Raw genomic sequence first — 19,356 nt, 5'->3', positions numbered from 1 at the left:
GGCGTGATACATTCACGCCCTTATTTTATGCACTTAAGCCTTATTACCAAATGGTGGCTTAGCAAACCACACGGTAATAATCAGCCCGATAAATACCCATCCACATAACCAAAAGATTTCATTTGCAGCAATGATTAATCCTTGGCTAGTAATCTCTTGCGCAATGAAACCCGATGTTTGCTCATGGCTTAAACCATGTGCTCCCATCTCTTTATACATCTGCAAAGATTCTGGATTATAGTCTGTAATGTATTCCGTTAACTGACTATGGTGAACTGATTCCCTATCACTCCACATCGTTGTTGTGATTGAAGTGCCTATCGAACCCGCGAGTGTACGGAAAAAGTTTGCCAGACTTGATGCCGAAGCCAGTTTCTCTGGCGGTAAACCAGACAGGGTCAACGTGGTTAATGGCATAAAGAAACAGGCAACCGCCATTCCTTGTACCAATTGTGGCCAAACAACGGCTGAAAAGCCCATACTAGGCTCAAAAGTATACGCTCGCCAGAAGAAACAAATCGCATAAAACACAAAGCTAAACGTCACTATCCAGCGGATATCTAAGAAATCTGATAGCTTAGCAACGGGCGCAGAAAATAAGACGGGTAATAAACCAATTGGTGCGAGCGCTAATCCAGCCCATGTTGCGGTATAACCATAGACCTCTTGCAATAATTGAGGCAAGAGAACAATGGCACCAAAGTAAGCCATATAGGCCAAACTGACAGAAATCGTCCCAATGGTGAAGTTACGTGATTTAAAAAGGGATAATTCAACCACTGGGTTTTTGTCGGTCAGTTCCCAAATCACCAAGAAGACTAAAGCAATCGCTGAAATAACCGCTAAAATCACAATTTCATTCGATGCCAACCAACCAAGCTCTTTCCCTTTATCCAGTAGTACCTGAAGACAACCCACCCCTACGGATAGTAATGCCAGACCAATCACGTTAAACGGTACATTCACGACTTTCGATTCCATTCCTTTAAGAATAATAGAACCGACGATAACCACGAAAATACCTAACGGTACGTTCATAAAGAAGATCCAGCCCCAATGGAAGTTATCACTGATATAACCACCAAAAATAGGGCCAAATACGGGGGCTAAAATGATTGTCATTGACCAAAATGCCAGCGCCATATTTTGCATTTTGGGTGGATAACAACGCATAATCAGACTTTGTGAAAGGGGGATCACAGGCCCTGCGACAGCACCTTGTAAAACACGAAATAAAATTAACATGCCAAGGCTGTCGGAGAAGCCACAGAGTAATGAAAATACGGTGAATAACGCTGTTGCCCATAGGAAAACGCGGACTTCTCCAAACCGTTTGGCAAGGAATCCAGAAATCGCGATAGAAATAGCATTAGAAACCCCAAATGAGGTGATAACCCATGTTCCTTGAGACATAGAAACACCGAGATCACCTGCAATTGTTGGTATAGCAACGTTAGCAATGGTCGAATCTAGCACCTGCATAAAAGTTGCTAACGACAATGCAATCGTTGCCCATACCAGCTTTGCGCCCTTTAGTGGTTGAATATCTGCCACAGCCACTCCTTTCGGGCTAATCCGCGTTTTCGTTAATAATGGTGTCGATCACTGCATCGACATCAGCCAGTTTTAACACCAATACGTCACTTTCAAAAGCCGGTGTTTCACGCTGAATCTCAGCTAATACAGGGCCATTTTGGTCTTTAATATCAATCGTTGCATTCATTGATAGCCCGATACGTAATGGATATTTTGCGACCTGCTCCGGCTCTAATTCGACACGAACAGGTAAACGCTGTACCACTTTGATCCAGTTGCCCGTTGCATTCTGTGCGGGTAACAAAGAGAAGGCACTTCCTGTTCCCATATCTAAGCCAACAACCTTGCCGGTATACACAATATCATCACCATAAAAGTCGCTGGTTAGAGTGACAGGCTGTCCAATACGCACCTTCTCAAGTTGGGTCTCTTTAAAATTGGCATCAACCCACACAGGTTGCACTGGAACAACAGCCATCAAAGAACCTTGTGGGCTAACTTGAGAACCGACTTGTACATTACGGCGTGAAACATAACCAGTAATAGGGCTTTTTACTTCAGTGCGTTGCAAGGTAATCCATGCATTACGCACATTGTCAGCCGCCTGTTGAATAGCGGGTTGTTTTTTCAGCTCGGTATTACGCAACAGGGCACGGTTGGCATTATATTGTTGAATGGATATATCCAGTGCGGCTTGCGCCAACTGCACGGCTTCTTGAGAATGCTGTAAATCTTCTTTCGAAATTGTGCCACTGCGACCCAAAGCAACTCTTCGTTGATAATCTTTTTGTGCTTGCGCAAGTGAGATACGATTTTTTTGAATCTGCGCCAAATACTCATCACCATTGATATACAACTCTTTCGTTTTCCGCACAGTGGTCGCTAAATCGTGTTTTGCTTGCTCATAGGCTAACTGTGCATTGGTTTTATCAAGAACCACCAGCACATCACCGGCTTTCACTAAATCTGTATTTTCAAAGTTAACCTGAGTCACGTTGCCTGTTGTTTGCGCAATAATCGGCACCTGCACACCAGAGACATAGGCATCATCGGTATATTCTTGAAAACGTAATACAAGAAACCAATAAGCACCATAGGCAACAAATAGAAGAACAATAATAATTGAAGCGATAACCATCCACACTTTTCGACGTGTTTCTTTCTTCGTTTTTTGATTGGTTTCTGCTGAATTTGTAGGTTGATCCATAATAACTCTCAGGGTCTCACGCTTTATTAATCACTGCCCTTATATTTACGAACTAATGCTAATAAAGCAATAGAGAATTCCATTTAGCATTATTAATTTCAAAATTTATTCTTAATTAGATATTAACATTATCATCATTAAATGATGAGAATGTTCAATGGTGAGCATCTTAAATAGAATCAACTTAACTTAATGAATTTTAAAGATTATTATATTTGACTTTTCTTACCCCTAATTATTATGATAATAAAAAAGATTATTTTTAATACATCGATTTTTGATGATTTCCATCAGCACTCGTCAGCTTTATTGCGCGTTGGCTTTATTCGCATATTTCGCATATAAAGTATCGCTAATTTACTTGATATTGATCCAACTCAATGTTTTGATATATCAGAATTAGTTGCTGTTACATTTGAATAATACATGTGCAGAATAATAATAAATAAAAAGTATCTGAATACCCTAGATCATCCTTATATGATCAAAATAATTTTCAGTATCACTAGAAAATGATGAGCATGAAACAATAAATATCATTCTATCGTTCATAATGAGAACTATAATAGAAGACTGTTAGCCCCGACTGCTTTGATTCAGGAGAGGTAATGAAAGAAACGAAGGTATCCTCAACTCAAGCTCTGATCGTTGATCAACTCTTTGCCGGAAATTATCGTGACCCTTTCTCCTTCTTAGGTATGCATCAGCAAGGGAGAAAAACATATTTTCGAGTATTACTACCCAATGCTCAGCAAGTCACCGTCCTTGACAGGCTAACCGCAGCCCCTGTCATTCAATTATCACGCGTTGACCCACGTGGTTTTTTTGTTGGTGACGCAGCAGACTTAGATACTAACTTTACCTATATCTTGCAGGTTGACTGGGGTGACTCGCAACAAATCATTGAAGATCCTTATCGTTTCGGCACATTACTCCATGACTCGAATACTCAAGGTTCTCCTCAAACGTGCTCATTTGAGATATTAGGTGCACATATCAAGCAGTTGGATGATATCTTAGGTACCCATTTTTGTGTGTGGGCACCAAATGCGCAACGGGTTTCAGTGGTGGGTGAGTTTAATTTTTGGGATGGTCGTCGCTATCCAATGCGCTACCATCCAGAAAGCGGTATCTGGGAAATATTTCTTCCTGCTATCCATGCTGGTACTCACTATCAATATGAAATATTAGATGCAAAGGGGCAACTCCAATTAAAATCTGACCCTTATGCTTTTCGTAGCCAATTACGGCCAGATACCACATCCATCATTTCTCCACTGCCCAAAAAATCTATACCTACACCGCAACAAATTCAGGCGAACCAACGTAATGCCCCTATTTCAATCTATGAAGTTCACCTTGGCTCTTGGCGTCGCTCACATAATGGCACAACATGGTTAAGTTACAGTGAGTTAGCAGACACATTACTGCCTTATGTCAAAGAAATGGGGTTCACCCACCTAGAGATATTGCCCATTAGTGAACACCCTTTTGATGGCTCTTGGGGCTATCAGCCATTGGGGATTTATTCCCCTACCAGCCGCTTTGGTTCTCCTCAAGATTTAATTGATTTTATTGATAAAGCACACAAGCTCGGTATCAATGTTATTCTTGATTGGGTACCTGGCCATTTTCCTTCTGATAGCAGTGGACTCGCCAATTTTGATGGGACGCCACTTTATGAATACGCTGACCCAAAAGAAGGCAAACACCGTGACTGGAATACTCTGATCTACGACTACCGTAGCCGTGAAGTGCGTCAGTTTTTATCTGATAACGCGATATATTGGGTTGATCGCTTTGGTTTTGATGGCTTACGCGTCGATGCTGTTGCTTCCATGATTTATCGTGATTATAGCCGTCCTGACGGCGAATGGATTGCCAATGAATACGGAGGCAATATTAATCTCGAAGCCGTTAGCTTCTTACAAGAGACCAACGAGCGATTGCATAAAATCCAGCCTAATAGCCTCATGGCAGCTGAAGAGTCGACAGACTTTTCGGGCGTTACCTTGCCGCCATCCCTTGGTGGACTCGGTTTTAACTACAAATGGAATATGGGGTGGATGCATGACACCTTAAGTTATCTACAACTCGATCCACTCGCCCGAAAATATCATCACAGCAAAATGACATTTAGTGTCATGTACGCATGGGCTGAAAACTACATACTCCCTTTATCCCATGATGAAGTGGTGCATGGCAAAGGGTCGCTATTACGCAAAATGTCAGGTACGCCCGAACAGAAATTTGCCACCCTACGAGCCTATTATGGATTTATGTGGGCGCATCCTGGCAAAAAATTACTTTTTATGGGTGGGGAGATAGCCCAATGGCGCGAATGGGATCATGATAGTGAACTTGATTGGCACCTAATTGATATTCCAACTAGCCCACACTCTGGTGTGCAACGCTTGGTAAAGGTTCTCAATTTAATTTACCGTAATACGCCGGCACTTTACGATAATGATCACCATGAAAAAAGCTTTGAATGGGTGATCGTCGATGACGATGACAACGCCGTTTTTGCATTTATTCGCTATGCAGAAAATGGAGATCCACTGCTCGTGATCAGTCATTTTACACCTGTAACGCGCCCTCATTATCGTATCGGCGTCAAACAAGCGGGTCGATACCAAATTTTATTAAACACAAGCGAGCAACTCTATGGGGGGAAAGAAACCCAATCGACCTCCCACATTATGACCCAACCCATTAAGGCTCATGGTTATGATCATTCTATTGAATTAACACTCCCCCCTCTATCAACGCTATACCTGAGCCTACGGCCAACCACAAATCAATAAGGAGTAAAAATGAAAGTATTACATGTTTGTGCCGAGTTTTTCCCTTTATTAAAAACAGGTGGGTTGGCTGATGTTGTGGCCGCACTTCCGCCAGCTCAGCGACAGTATGGTGCAGATGCAAGGGTGTTAGTTCCGGGCTTTCCTGCCATCATCAATCAAGTATCCGACAAACAAAAAGTCACCACACTCAATACATTTGCTGGTGAAATCACCTTATTTTATAGTCAATACCAAGGCACGCCACTGTATATTATTGAATCGCCGCATCTTTATCAGCGCGAAGGTAGCCCTTATCACGATGGTTATAATAATGCATATCAAGATAATTACCGTCGATTTGGTCTATTAGGCTTTGTTGCAGCAGAACTTGCGAGAGGCTGTGACCCCCTATGGCAAGCGGAAATTGTCCATGCACATGATTGGCATGCCGCCCTTGCTTGTGCCTATCTCGCCGCGTACGGATACCCTGCTCGTTGTATGTTTACAATACATAATATTGCTTACCAAGGGCTATTTTCCCCTCATCATATCCATGAGCTTTGGTTACCCCCTGAGTTTTATAATGTTGAAGGAATGGAGTTTTTTGGTCAGCTCTCCTTTATGAAAGCAGGTCTATTTTATGCCAACCATACCAATGCGGTTAGCCCAACCTACGCCAAAGAAATTTTAAATCCACATTATGCTTATGGCCTAGATGGATTGCTAAATCGACTCAGTCATGAACAACGTCTCAGCGGCATTCTCAATGGCATCGATACGGAAGTATGGTCACCTTCAAGTGATACATTCATTGCGCAAAAATACAGTGCACACAATTTAAAAAATAAGGTGAAAAATAAGCTTGCTTTACAGAAGTCTCTCGGTCTTGCGCAACAGACTGACAAGCCTCTTTTTGCTGTTGTCAGCCGTATGACTCGCCAAAAAGGGTTAGATCTGATCCTTGATATTTTACCGGATCTACTGAATTCAGGGAGTCAGTTTATTTTACTGGGTAACGGCGATCATGATCTTGAAAATGCTTATCGTCATGCACAATCGCAATATCCTGATCAGATCCGCACCATCATTGGCTATGATGAGCCGCTATCCCACCAAATCATTGCAGGTACAGATGTATTAATGGTGCCAAGTCGTTTTGAACCTTGTGGCCTGACTCAGCTCTATGCATTACGGTATGGCACTCTCCCCCTAGTACGTAATACCGGAGGCCTTGCTGATACCGTGACAGATTGTTCCTTAGAAGCTATCAAGCGCGGAGAAGCAACTGGTTTTGTGTTTAATGAAAGCCATGCCTCTGACCTCAAGGCCGCCGTTGATCGTGCACTTGCTTTATGGGATTCCCCAGCACAATGGCAGCAAGTACAACGAAACGCAATGGCTCGGGATGTGAGTTGGCAAAAGTCGGCTGAAACATATTTAGAAGTGTATCGCAGACTGCTAACCCAATGAGTGTTCAATGAGGTTTAAAGCCGCGATGCGGCTTTAAATTCTCACTACCCTGTCATTCCCCTGCATCTCGCCATTCAATCATGCGTTGCTGTTTACAATCAATTTGCTGATTTAATTTATATTAAAGAAAGCGGGCATGATTAAATGCCCGCTTGAAAGATTGAATGCATAAACGATTATTTATGCTTCGATATCAATACTCCAGTCACGGCCTTCCCAACCCTTAGCATCAAATCTACGTGTAAACTGGATCGTTTTTCCTGCTAATGCGCTGACATCTAATGCAACACCATATAGCCCTAAACCAAGTGGCTGGCTGCTTTGCTCTTTAATATTTTGCCAATGATCATAACCATAATGCAGAACAAATGGCTCTTGCGCTTCAATCCATAGCTCACGATCTGCGGGCACGGCCCCGCAAGACAAATTATCACGCCAATGACGTGCCCGTGGCGCTAGCGATTTTTGACCATAATGCTCACTCACCGAGTGCAACTGTTCAATAGGCACACCCGTTTTTTGCACGTAAATTAGTTTGATTAATTCCGCATGTGCCCAAATCAGTGGCATCGCACTACCACTCGGCCTGCCCGTTAATAACCCTCTTTCTGGAATACTTTCTTTATCCCAGATTTGTTCAGGCAACATACCGCCAGTACTGGCCGAGGCTAAGATCGCATTTAAATAAGGTTGAATATCTTGTTTACAGGCCGCGGCATAGTGGCCTCGTTCACCACTGAGTAATGGCCATAGGCGGCCTACACCACTTCCATCAAATGCGCGTCCATCCTCATGTTCACCATAACCATCTTCGTTATAACGATAATAATATGGACCTGCCGGCAAGTTCACACATAACTGTTTATCCACCAGTTTGGTGGTATCTTGAATACGTTTATCTGACGCTTTACGTAGCCCTAAGCGCACTAAATAGAGATATTCCATCCCCAATAACGCACGCGTGTTAATTGTTTCATTATTACGGTTACGTAGCATCACATCGCCAAAGCGGGCTGAATGGCAATTCGGATTTAAACGGATATAGTGTCCTGAAATACCCAATTCATGGTCAAGTTCCGTATTAGAGACATAGACCCAAGATTCTAATCGCTCATTCCAATCATCAGCCAAATCAATAGCGTATTGCTTATCACCTTCCTCAAGGAAACCCGCTTTCGCTCCAGCCACCAATGCAGCAATCGAGACTGATAATGTGAAAGGGTTAATTCCTGAGTTCTCTTCCCAACGATCTTGTGGGCTAGCAGGTCCATATTGTGCGATAAAAGCGAGTGCCTTACGTGCCATATGCACCGCTGCCCCACGCATTTCGCCAAGTAAGCCTTGCTCATGTAATTTTGCGGCAAATAGTACCGGTAGTGCGACTTCATCCAGTTGAATCCCCTGCCAATAAGGGCGACCATCAGTAAAATTGTTCTGCATCCAATGCCCATCAGGCTGCTGAATGGCTATCAAATAAGCCAGTAAAGCTCGCACTTCCGTAATCAACCCACAAGCTAGCATCGCAAAGCCGACTTCAACCGAATCTCTTGGCCAAACAAGGTGATAACCCCCAGGGTCTTTATGGGTATCCCCCCATGGTGTACTTAAACTCGCCACCAGTGAGCCGGGAAAGGTTCTACCTTCGTGCGTCTTTAATACTACAACTGAGGTGCGCACAGCATCGGATAACTTTTTCGGTAATTTATCGAGTTCAGGAAAATTGACCGTTTCATTCCATTCAGCCCATAAATAAGCGTACTGGCGCTTTGCTTCCTGATAACCTGCGGCAAGAGAGCTATTTGCCAGAGTTATAGCTCCTTGTGCACTATCTGAAAAAGCTAATGCGAGTACTCCTGAATTACGATTCAACTCTCCCAACATTGCGACATTACCAGGACCTGCCTGTTGATATTCCCAATGCATTCCACCGTTTTGGCTAAAATCTTGCCAGCCGTCAGAACTTCCCACATAACCCACACTGCCACGAGCAAAACCACTTTCAGCAGACAAAATAAGGTATTGTCCATTCTTCTGAGCCGCCAAACCCGCAGGAGTCACTGACGCATAATTATTGTCGCCATCCCCTCCAAGATGTGGTGCTAAGAGTGGGTATAGCCGCAGTCCCTCACCTTCAAGGTGATAATGAATCAGCAATACATCTCGGGCTGGGTCAGTGATAATTTCCAGCTCAAGACGATAACGTTCATGTTGATGTACGATTTTCGGAATAGGTAAAGCAGATGATGGCGTGGTTAAGCTATATTGATGAACTCGCTTAACTTCTGACCAAAAATCATCCCCAGCAATAATAAACCCTAAATCTCGAATTTGCGGAGTACTACAAGAAGGCCAGTAGACTTCATTTAAAATCCCATACCCGACAGTAAACCATACACGCCCTTGTCCTATCGCAGTGCCTACCATATCTTTTGCACTACTCGTCCAAGTTGCGGTGCTACCGGGTGCCCCCGGTGCTTGCTGTGCTATCATTCGCGACTCTCCTGTTCAAAGAGTGAACGCCATTGATGCCCTGTACGCATAATTCGTGATTGCGTATCCGGCCCTTGAGTTCCCGCTTTATACAAATCAGGCATACCTTTCTGCCATGCTTTTAATGCAGGATCGATAATCCGCCACGCCCACTCAACCTCATCAAAACGCAAGAAATGCGCGCGTTCACCATGGAGCGCATCAATTAAAAGCTGCTCATAGGCGGACACCTCATATTGTCCAGGCTGTGTATAGGGTGCACTGAGGGTAATGCCATGTGTATTTAGATGCATACCCGGTAATTTCGCCGTCATATGCATATCCATCCCCATCGTCGGAGCTAATCTGAACACCAGCCAATTATTATCAACCTGAACATTTTCCGGTAATGCGCCTGCTGGCGCTTTAAATTGCACCGCAATTTCAGCGTAATTATTCGCAAGGCGTTTACCGCTACGCAAATAAAAAGGCACCCCTTTCCAGCGCCAGTTATCAATTTCAATTCGTAATGCGGCAAAAGTTTCAGTATTAGTGTCGACAGGTATACCCGGTTCATTGCAGTAGTCTGTTGCCGTTTCACCGTTCACTTGCCCAGCACAATATTGTCCTCGAACCGCCCAATCGTTCGCCTCCATATCATCCGTAGGCCTAACGGACTTGAGTACTTCAACCTTATGGTCACGTAGAATTTCACCATCCCAGCGGCCTAACGGTTCGATTGCAGTCAGGGTCAGTAGCTGCATAAGATGGTTTTGCAGCATGTCACGCATTGCCCCTGAATGATCGTAATAAACCGCACGGTTCTCTACACCAAGGGTTTCGGCATAGGTAATTTGTACCTGCTCAATATGTTCTGCATTCCAAACAGGGGCAAGGACACGATTTGCAAAGCGGAAGATCATTAAGTTTTGTGTCGCTTCTTTTCCCAAGAAATGGTCTATGCGATAGACCTGTGATTCATCCCAATAAGCATGAACTTGTTCACGCAATGCTTTTGCTGATTCGAGATCTGTGCCAAAGGGTTTTTCAATTAAGATACGACGCCAGTTATCGGGACTCTCTTTGGATAATCCTGCCTCACCTATCGCCTGTGCTGCTTGCCCAAATAAGGTAGGAGGCAATGCAAGATAAAACAGCGCCGATGGTGTCAATTTGCTTTCTAGCGCTTGCAAAGCCGATGCTTCAAGTGAACCACTGACAAAATCTAAGTGCTCACTGAATGATGTCCATTCTGCTTCATTAAAATCGGCAATAAATTCAGCCAGAGCGTTATGAATATGCTGTAAAAAAGCTTCGCGATCCCATTTATCAATTGAGTAACCAATAATATTGAGTTCAGGGATCAGGCCTAATCTATGCAAGCGAAATAATGACGGCATTAATAAACGTTTGGTCAGATCACCACTTGCTCCCAATATTACCAATGAAAGACGACTCATTGATCTCCCCCCTGCTCTGCTGCTTTTTCTTTATGTCCTCCAAAAGCATGACGCATTGCCGACTGAACGCGATCTGCAAATAAATCATTATCACGAGAAGCAAAACGTGAATACAGAGCGCTTGTCAGGACTGGAGCAGGAACCCCTAAATCGATAGCTGCGGTTGATGTCCAGCGGCCTTCTCCCGAATCAGAAACTCGTCCTGCATAATTCTCCAAGTCAGGGGATTGGTGCATCTCTTGTGCGATCAGATCAAGTAGCCAAGATCCAACCACACTACCGCGGCGCCATAATTCACTGATCTCGCCAACAGGTAATTGATATTGATAATATTCAGGGTGTTCCAGTGGCGCAGTTTCCGCATCCGCAGCAACAGGATTAAGCCCTTGATCTGCATGCTTAAGGATATTCAGTCCTTCCGCATAAGCCGCCATCAAACCATATTCAATACCATTGTGCACCATCTTAACAAAGTGACCGGCACCACTCGGGCCACAATGTAGGTAGCCTTGTTCTGCTGGTGACGGTTCGCCTTGGTGACCTTCAGTACGTGGTGCGGCATCGACGCCAGGCGCTAATGCACGAAAAACCGGTTCTAAATATTCATAATGCGCTTTCGGCCCACCAATCATCTGGCAATAACCACGTTCTTCTCCCCATACACCGCCACTGACACCAACATCCATATAGTGAATGCCGTCGGCTTTCAATGCATTAGCACGACGAATATCTTCAGTAAAATGGGAGTTTCCACCGTCAATCAGTGTGTCACCTTTTTCGAGTAACGGTTTTAACTGAGCAATGACCGTATCGACAACCGCTGCGGGCAACATAAGCCAAATATGTCGGGGTGCCTGCATGTTTTTCACCAATTCCTCAAGTGAGTGGTTAAAAACAACGCTGTCGGGTAATTGCTGACGAATCGCTGCATTTTGATCATAAACAACACACGAAATACCGGCTTGTTGGATGCGACGCACCATCGCGGCCCCCATTCTGCCAAGCCCAATAAAACCTAATTGCAGTTGATTTACAGATGATTGACTCATAGGTTATTCCCCCAAATTCTGATTCCACCAAGAAAAGCTTTGTCGTTATCGCCACGCCGTACATGCTCAGGTAGTTCAGCAAACTGATGCACATTACCCCCACCGATCACAATGTAATCCGGCATAAAGGCTTGATAAAATAAATCCACTATCGTTAGCACACTCTGCCGCCATGTCTCATCCCCAACCGATTCACGATAGTGTTCGCTCACATAATATTCGTAGTCATGTTCTCGATAGGGTAAATGGGCAATTTCCATTGGCTGTAGCTGCTGATTAGCCACTAATGCACTGCCTAACCCAGTACCTAATCCTAAAAACAACATGCTGCCACCTTCATAGCTACCAACAGCTTGCATTGCAGCATCGTTAATCAGACGAATAGGGCACGGGAATGCATTCACTAAATTAAAATCAACCCAACCACGTCCTAAATTAACGGGTTCTTTGAGAATACGATTACCAGAGATAGGGGATGGAAAGCCAATGCTGACGCCATCAAATAAACGCGTATCAATGCATTGGTTGACATCATGAATAAATTGCTCTGGCGTCATAGTGTGACCAGAAACAAATTCGATAGCAGGGGTGTTAGGGGCGGTATACAGTTTGACATGTGTACCACCAACATCAATAACTAAAATTCGTTTGGTTGTGGGAACATCCGAAATTGTAATGACACAAGATGTTTTACTCGTTAAAGACATAGAAAGGTTTCTCCGCTTTGCCAACATAGGCAATGGATGTTGTATTACAGGAAACTCCCGAACCTAAATCGATAACCGCAAGCCGATCTAGGCGAACAACTGTCTTCCTTCTGGTGTTGAAATGACGGTGCCGAAATACGTCCCCGTCAATAATCGATAACAAGATTACATTTTATTTTTTGTCGATAAAAAAAGTATACCTATAAATAGTTTTAATAAAAGTAAAAACGCTTTTAATTAAATAAAACTTAATTATCTTTTTATTTAATTATCATTAAATGACTACTTTTAGTCTTATTTTCAAATAATAAATCACTATTGATAGAATTTAAATAATCATATAAATACCGTCATTTTGCGCTCTTTGTTTTTTATTTTTCATCATCTATGATGATTAGGAAATGGAGATAAGCATTTATATCCAGATTAGAACCTTTTATGAAAAACTCATTCAATGATCGTTAATTATTAAGGTGAAATTATGAAAAAATATTTTATTGTCGGTATTATTGCTGCTTCATTAACGAGCCTTTCCGCCATGGCTGAAGAGAAGAAAAACGATACTAAGCCCCTAAACGAATGGACATGTGAAGAGTTTTTAGCGATCGATGATAACTTTTATCCAACCGCTGTCGGCTTTGGTGAGTTATTAACGAAAAAAGATAAAGTCGAAGATGCCGTGCTAGATGTTGATGGTATTCAAACCCTAACACCTCTCGTGATTGAGGCTTGTAAAAAAGAGACTAAGGCTAATTTTGTTGAGCAAGTTAAAAACGCTAAAAAATAAGTCTTCCTTGTTGGTTGCGTAGCCTTTTGGCTACGCAATACATTCACCATATCACACCCTTTTATGATGGATGTGATTTGGTTTTTCCTATTTCATCATGTTTCCTCATCAGCCAAAATTCACTCTCTTATCCGATGAATATGGCGTAACGCTGATAACGTCATCATTAAGGCAATCAAAACGCCCATTGCCGCAATTAAATAGATACCTCTATAACCCAACGTAGCGACTACCATTCCTGCAAGTGGTCCAGTCACACCGTAAGCAATATCTTGGAATGCAGAATACCCCCCTAATGCGGTACCTCGCATTTGTGGTGCAACAGCTTTAACCACTTCCGTGCCCACCGCGGGATAAATCAAGGAGCAGCCAGCACCTGTTAATGCCGCACCGAATAACGCGATGCCGTATACGGGAGCTAACCACAATGTTATCAGACCAATAAACTCAATTAATAACGAAATTAGCGCAATGCGATAACCATTGACTCTATCCGGTAATCCTCCCCAAAATACGCGCACCAACACAAAAGCACAGCCAAATGCACTCATCGCAAGGCCGGCGTTGCCCCACTGCTCTGACACAAAATAAAGCGAAATAAATGTACCAATCGCCGCAAAACCAATGCCTTTTAGCGCTAATATCATTCCCATTTTCCAGATCTTACGAATGACAGACCAGAAAGGAAGTAAGTTCCCCTGTAAAGGCGTAACAGAACGAACAGACCCATTAATTAGCCAAGAGATACAAGGTAACAGCATGACTATCACCCCCACTGCCATGAATCCATATTGCTGATAAATGATAAGCCCTAATGGCGCGCCAACCGCTAATGAACCATAAATAGCCATTCCGTTCCAAGACATGACTTTTCCAGCATTTTCTGCACCTGCAAGCCTCATTCCCCAAGTTAAGTTACCTGTTAAAAGCTGACTTTCACCTAGACCTAGCACCAAACGTCCAATAATGAGTAAGAGTAGTTGGTAGATTGACGAAACTGGCAACAATATGGCTAGCAGGCAAAATACCCCCGATATGCCACAGGCACTCATACCTTGGAGAGTCGTTCTTTTCGCACCTTTTTGATCGGCTAGGCGCCCTGCATAGCCTCTTGTCAACACCGTTGCTAAAAACTGCACACCGACCACAACCCCTACCCAGACATCGTTAAATCCGAGTTCTTGATGAACGAAAAGCGGAATAACCGTTAAAGGCAAACCGATGGTCATATAAGAAAAAAACATGGAGATAGAAATTCGAAGCAGTGGTATTGGCGAATTTGGCGCGGACGTCGACATCATTAAAGGTTATCCATATTCACAACATCATGTTTATCTCTGACATTAAGTGAGCAAATTAATAATGTCAATTGAGTTTATTTTGGTATTTTACGTTAGCGTTAATTTGAGATCCTTATAAATAACCAATTGAAATTTATTATTTTTATTTATAAATAAAATCACTCTTTTAATTCTATTATCATTAACCTATTCACCATTGTGTAAATACTCAATAACACTGAGGTTACTCTTTATTTATCATTTTACTTCATACCTGTTAATAAACTTTTAATTTTATAGAATCCGCCAATCTCATATTTATTTCTTGTCTATTTCAGTGGTAACATCTGTATAGTTTATGATTATTACTCTCATTTGCATTTGTATTTTACTAGGGGATTTTATGTCTATTCACTGCCACTACACACGTCTAGCAGCCGCGGTTATTGCCGCCATCTCATCTTTTAATGCGCTCGCTCAAGAAGACTCAGATAAAATGATTGTTTCTGCATCTGGTTACTCACAACAGTTACGCGATGCCCCTGCAAGTATTACGGTTATCTCAAAAGAACAACTTCAGAACAAACCGGTACGCGACTTAGCTGATGCAGTTAAAGATGTGGAAGGTGTCAGTATTGTCGGTAGTGCCAATAAGCAAGATATCAATATTCGTGGTTTACCCGGCGAATATACTTTAATACTGGTAGATGGACGCCGCCAAAATAGCCGTGAATCACGCCCAAATGGTAGTGGTGGTTTTGAAGCCGGTTTTATGCCACCAGTGGAAGCGATTGAACGTATTGAAGTGATTCGAGGTCCGATGTCCTCTCTATATGGCTCAGATGCAATGGGTGGCGTTATCAATATCATTACCAAAAAAGTCACTAATGAGTGGCATGGTAATGTCGCCATTGGTGGTATTTTGCAAGAAAACAGCGAAAGCGGCGATTCGACTGATGGCAATTTTTACCTATCAGGGCCGCTGGTCAACGATAAATTAGGCTTACAGCTGTACGGAGGTGGTGACTATCGTCAAGAAGACAAGATTACCGACGGCCATAACAAACGTGATAATCGTAGTCTCACCGCCAAACTAACGTTTACTCCTCTGGATAACCAAACCTTTTTGCTTGAGGCGGGTAGAACCACCCAAGAACGTGACTCGACACCGGGTAAATCACTTGCCGAATATACAATGCGTGGTGAGTCAAAACAGAAAAATACTAAAACAGAGCTCCACAATAACCGAAATCACTTTGCTTTAACCTATAAAGGGGATTGGGATCTCGTTAACACCGAATTAAGTGTTTACCAAGAACAAACTAAACGCCATACCAAGTCAGAAGTCAAAGATAGCGCGGGTGATTACCATTTTGTCTATGAAGCTCGTGTGCCTGAAATCACCAATACTGTTGTCGATGGAAAAGTGGTCGCTTTCCTTCCTGATAATATCATGACTGTCGGTGGACAATTCCAACATGCTAAATTAAAAGACACTTCGGCAACAGGAAAAAAAACAACGGAAGATACGACGCTCAGTGCTGACCAGTATGCCTTCTTTATTGAAGATGAGTTTACGGCAACAGAAAACCTTATCCTGACTGGCGGGTTACGATTAGACCATCATGAATTTTATGGTAACCACTGGAATCCTCGTGGTTATGCTATCTATTATCTCACTGACGAAATCACCATTAAAGGTGGCGTATCACAAGCCTTCCGTGCCCCAACACTACGTGAAGTGAGCCCAAACTATGGAACATCAACCGAAAAAGGGGAAGGGATTATTTATGGTAATAAAGACCTGAAACCAGAAAAAAGCCTGAGTGAAGAGATCAGCATTGCCTATGACCACGAGTCAGGTTTCAATGCGAGCCTTACGCTCTTTAATACTGATTTTAAAAATAAACTCACCAGTTACTACACAGGTGAACCGGATCCAATTACAGGTCTAAAACTCTACACTTATGACAACGTAGGTAAAGCCAATATCAAAGGTGTCGAAGTCGCGACAGGTATTCCTCTAGCAGAAGATTGGAAACTTAGCTTAAACTACACTTATGTTGATTCAGAGCGTAAAAGTGATGATGAAAAGCTAAGCAATGGCATATCTTTGAAAGGCTATCCATTGGATAAGACACCAAAACACACCGCTAATGCCAAACTCGATTGGCAATATAGTGAAGACTTGAATCTATACACTCGTGCACATTATGAAGGTAAGCAAATCTGGGCGGCACAGCGTAATGGCTATACGGCACCGCGCTACCGTAGCGGCTACACTACAATGGATGTAGGCATGACTTATCAGTTACTTAAAAATACCAAGCTCAATTTAGCCGTATTGAATATCGCTAATGAAAAAGGTCCTAAGATTGACACAAATGGTGGCAACTGGGATGTTGAAGATGGACGCCGTTACTGGGCCAACGTCAATGTGAGCTTTTAATTTATTTTAACTATTTTAGGTGGATATCAAGCAAGTTTTCTCCGTCATTTGAGTGCGCGTTGGCGAAGAGCCAAAAAGACAATCAATTAAAGAATATCCTTGCTCGGTATCCGCTTTCATCGATGTTGTTTTCACAAACTATGCTAAATCAATTAATTATTTCGAGTTTATTACTCTCAATCAGCTTAATAACACCCGCCGCTGCTCGTCCATCGCAAAAGATCCCCGAGTTAGATGAGCAAGTGAGTCAGTTTTATGCTGTTCAGCATCATGACATGACCAACGAAAAGCGTCGCTATCGAATTTTTAGCGCAGTTCCTCATTCCGCTGGAACAACAAGGCCTATTTTGTATATGCTTGATGGTAATGGATTATTTCCGTTAGCTGTGAATCGCGCAATCCAAACACTCCCAGCGGATAAACTGCCTATTATTATTGGTATCGGTTACCCAACCGATGAGGCTTTTCCCAAGAAATTACGCGACTACGATTATACTCCCCGCGTTTCCGGTGATGCGTTTACACACGGCGGAGGCGCCGATGAACTGTATCAGTTCCTCGATCAACAAATTCGTCCTTGGGCTGAGCAAAACTTCACTTTTGATAAACAAAGACAAACGCTATTTGGTCACTCCTTCGGTGGACTATTTACTTTGATGGCTTATCAAAATCACCCGACAGCGTTTCAATCCTTTGTGTCAGCCAGCCCCTCATTATGGTGGGGAAAAGGTGAAATGATAAATAGGGATAAACTGACCCAAGAACACAATGCAGCGCCTTTATTTATTACCTTGGGGGGTTTAGAGGAGAAGCCTGATTTATCACGCCTTAGTGAAGAGCAGATTAAACATTATCAATCCCGTTCTAGTTGGATTACTGCACGCCAATTGTGCACTGAAATTGCAAACCACGGGCGCCATTGTCAGTTTTCTCTCTACCCAGACAAAACGCATGGTAGCGTGATCCCTGATGCGATTTATAAAGCGCTACTCGTTGCGACGGAATAAATTCTAGTACCGCATAACGGACTTAGTGGCTAATGGGTTTAAGCAGATCACTGTATAGCTTGGCCAAGATACCATTGGCAGTGAATTCTTTACGGATCCATTGTGTCACTAATCCTGTTGCAGAGTGTTGGGTCGCGAGTAACATATGCGAATCTTGTCTTGGATTTTGAATCTGTTTGATAACCAATAGGCCATTTTTAACGTGTTCTTTAACCATATAATCAGGTAAAAAACCAATCCCTTCCCCTAATATCTGACACTGGCATTTAGTATTAAAATCGGGTACCTGAATAGCCTCTTGACCATGCAACAGCCAACCAACCCGTTTATTGATAGTGAGTGCGGTATCTTCAACCATAATATTTGGATATAAACGTAGCTGACTTTCTGCGATAGGTTCAGGCATCAATGCTAATGGATGAGTCGCAGAGATCGCAAATTGCCAGTGGATAGCCCCAATTTCAGTGTAATCAATTCCCCCACCATCCATTAGTGTACCTGGTGCGCCAATCGCAATATCCGACAAATTGTTAATAATGGCATCCCATACGCCGTTATACACCTCAGTCGTGACTGTAATTTGGCAAGTTGGAAACTGTTTTTTAAGGATTTGCAGTAGCTTCGCCGTATGATAAGGCGTATACAGCAGCTGATTAATACAGATCCGTACACGGGCTTCAATCCCCTGTTCAATGGAATAAATACTCTTCTTAATAAGATGAAAGTTATTCAATAAATCAGTTGCTTTACGGTAAAAATAATAGCCTGCTTCGGTTAACTCAATATTACGCGTATCCCGGATAAACAACACAACATCTAAATAGGTTTCGATACGTTTTATCGTATAACTGACGGCGGAGGTGGTTATTCCTAACTCTTCTGCTGCTTTACTAAAGCTCGCATATTTAGCTGCTGTCGTGTAAGTCAGTAAGTTTTCTTCGGTAAATATAGAGTTCATACTGGTGTCCAAAATAGGCTTAAAATCAATCAAAATAAAAAGTTATAATCAAAATACTTCGCATTACAGTTAAGCAACAAAAGATGGATAGCTTACGGTTGATAACTGGTGTGTGTGAGCATCCGCAACAATAACGTAACTTGAAGTATGACGAATATATGTGAATTATATTTAATAACCCGTAATTTTAG

The 19,356-nt window shown here is 42.7% G+C and carries 13 protein-coding genes; 5 read left to right on the top strand and 8 right to left on the bottom strand.

The window, feature by feature from the left end; genetic code table 11:
• Positions 1 to 33 precede the first annotated feature (33 nt).
• Together ACWPW6_RS00980 and emrA are read right to left on the bottom strand one after the other, a co-directional pair.
• Positions 34 to 1,554 (bottom strand): DHA2 family efflux MFS transporter permease subunit, encoded by a 1,521-nt coding sequence (locus ACWPW6_RS00980; protein WP_163860509.1) that lies wholly within the window; start codon positions 1,552 to 1,554, stop codon positions 34 to 36.
• A gap of 16 nt (positions 1,555 to 1,570) precedes the next feature.
• Positions 1,571 to 2,743 carry a multidrug efflux MFS transporter periplasmic adaptor subunit EmrA gene (gene emrA, locus ACWPW6_RS00975; RefSeq protein WP_154623247.1) on the bottom strand — a complete coding sequence of 391 codons (1,173 nt, stop codon included), beginning with the start codon at positions 2,741 to 2,743 and terminating at the stop codon, positions 1,571 to 1,573.
• A 608-nt stretch (positions 2,744 to 3,351) separates the two neighbouring features.
• Between emrA and glgB the strand changes: the two genes are divergently transcribed.
• Positions 3,352 to 5,550, top strand: a complete 2,199-nt coding sequence (glgB, locus tag ACWPW6_RS00970; RefSeq protein WP_249999654.1) for a 1,4-alpha-glucan branching protein GlgB — start codon at positions 3,352 to 3,354, stop codon at positions 5,548 to 5,550.
• A gap of 9 nt (positions 5,551 to 5,559) precedes the next feature.
• Positions 5,560 to 6,999, top strand: coding sequence for a glycogen synthase GlgA (glgA, locus tag ACWPW6_RS00965; RefSeq protein WP_163860507.1), 1,440 nt, complete (start codon positions 5,560 to 5,562; stop codon positions 6,997 to 6,999).
• A gap of 180 nt (positions 7,000 to 7,179) precedes the next feature.
• On the opposite strand, the gene ACWPW6_RS00960 is transcribed toward glgA, so the two are convergent.
• Genes ACWPW6_RS00960 through ACWPW6_RS00945 form a run of 4 tightly spaced genes read right to left on the bottom strand, consistent with a single transcriptional unit; the run spans position 7,180 to position 12,684 of the window.
• Positions 7,180 to 9,489, bottom strand: a complete 2,310-nt coding sequence (locus tag ACWPW6_RS00960) for a glycoside hydrolase family 15 protein (protein ID WP_247047708.1) — start codon at positions 9,487 to 9,489, stop codon at positions 7,180 to 7,182.
• Entirely contained in the window at positions 9,486 to 10,928 is a 1,443-nt protein-coding gene (gene zwf, locus ACWPW6_RS00955; protein WP_154622637.1) for a glucose-6-phosphate dehydrogenase, read from the bottom strand. The genes ACWPW6_RS00960 and zwf overlap by 4 nt, the downstream gene beginning before the upstream one ends.
• On the bottom strand, positions 10,925 to 11,977 hold the full coding sequence (gene gnd, locus ACWPW6_RS00950; protein ID WP_154622636.1) for a phosphogluconate dehydrogenase (NAD(+)-dependent, decarboxylating): 1,053 nt from the start codon (positions 11,975 to 11,977) through the stop codon (positions 10,925 to 10,927). The genes zwf and gnd overlap by 4 nt, the downstream gene beginning before the upstream one ends.
• Positions 11,974 to 12,684, bottom strand: coding sequence for an ROK family protein (locus ACWPW6_RS00945; RefSeq protein ID WP_154622635.1), 711 nt, complete (start codon positions 12,682 to 12,684; stop codon positions 11,974 to 11,976). Before ACWPW6_RS00945 ends, gnd begins: the two co-directional genes overlap by 4 nt.
• A gap of 481 nt (positions 12,685 to 13,165) precedes the next feature.
• On the opposite strand from ACWPW6_RS00945, the gene hdeA reads away from it, so the two are divergent.
• A complete protein-coding gene (gene hdeA, locus ACWPW6_RS00940; RefSeq protein ID WP_154623420.1) occupies positions 13,166 to 13,471 on the top strand; it encodes an acid-activated periplasmic chaperone HdeA in 306 nt (101 codons plus the stop codon).
• 119 nt (positions 13,472 to 13,590) lie between these two features.
• Here hdeA and ACWPW6_RS00935 read toward each other — a convergent pair whose 3' ends face one another.
• Positions 13,591 to 14,769, bottom strand: coding sequence for an MFS transporter (locus tag ACWPW6_RS00935; protein ID WP_154623421.1), 1,179 nt, complete (start codon positions 14,767 to 14,769; stop codon positions 13,591 to 13,593).
• A gap of 385 nt (positions 14,770 to 15,154) precedes the next feature.
• Between ACWPW6_RS00935 and ACWPW6_RS00930 the strand changes: the two genes are divergently transcribed.
• Together ACWPW6_RS00930 and ACWPW6_RS00925 are read left to right on the top strand one after the other, a co-directional pair.
• The gene (locus ACWPW6_RS00930) at positions 15,155 to 17,200 is read left to right on the top strand and encodes a TonB-dependent receptor domain-containing protein (RefSeq protein ID WP_163860505.1); all 2,046 of its coding nucleotides are present in this window, start codon (positions 15,155 to 15,157) and stop codon (positions 17,198 to 17,200) included.
• Between the two features lie 59 nt (positions 17,201 to 17,259).
• Entirely contained in the window at positions 17,260 to 18,207 is a 948-nt protein-coding gene (locus ACWPW6_RS00925) for an alpha/beta hydrolase (RefSeq protein WP_249999650.1), read from the top strand.
• Between the two features lie 22 nt (positions 18,208 to 18,229).
• Here ACWPW6_RS00925 and ACWPW6_RS00920 read toward each other — a convergent pair whose 3' ends face one another.
• Positions 18,230 to 19,165, bottom strand: coding sequence for a LysR substrate-binding domain-containing protein (locus tag ACWPW6_RS00920; RefSeq protein WP_154622185.1), 936 nt, complete (start codon positions 19,163 to 19,165; stop codon positions 18,230 to 18,232).
• Positions 19,166 to 19,356 lie beyond the last annotated feature (191 nt).

Source organism: Providencia sp. Marseille-Q8014 (assembly GCF_965112055.1).
The sequence above is the reverse complement of the archived record's forward strand: the minus strand, read 5'-3'. Positions and strand labels throughout refer to the sequence as shown.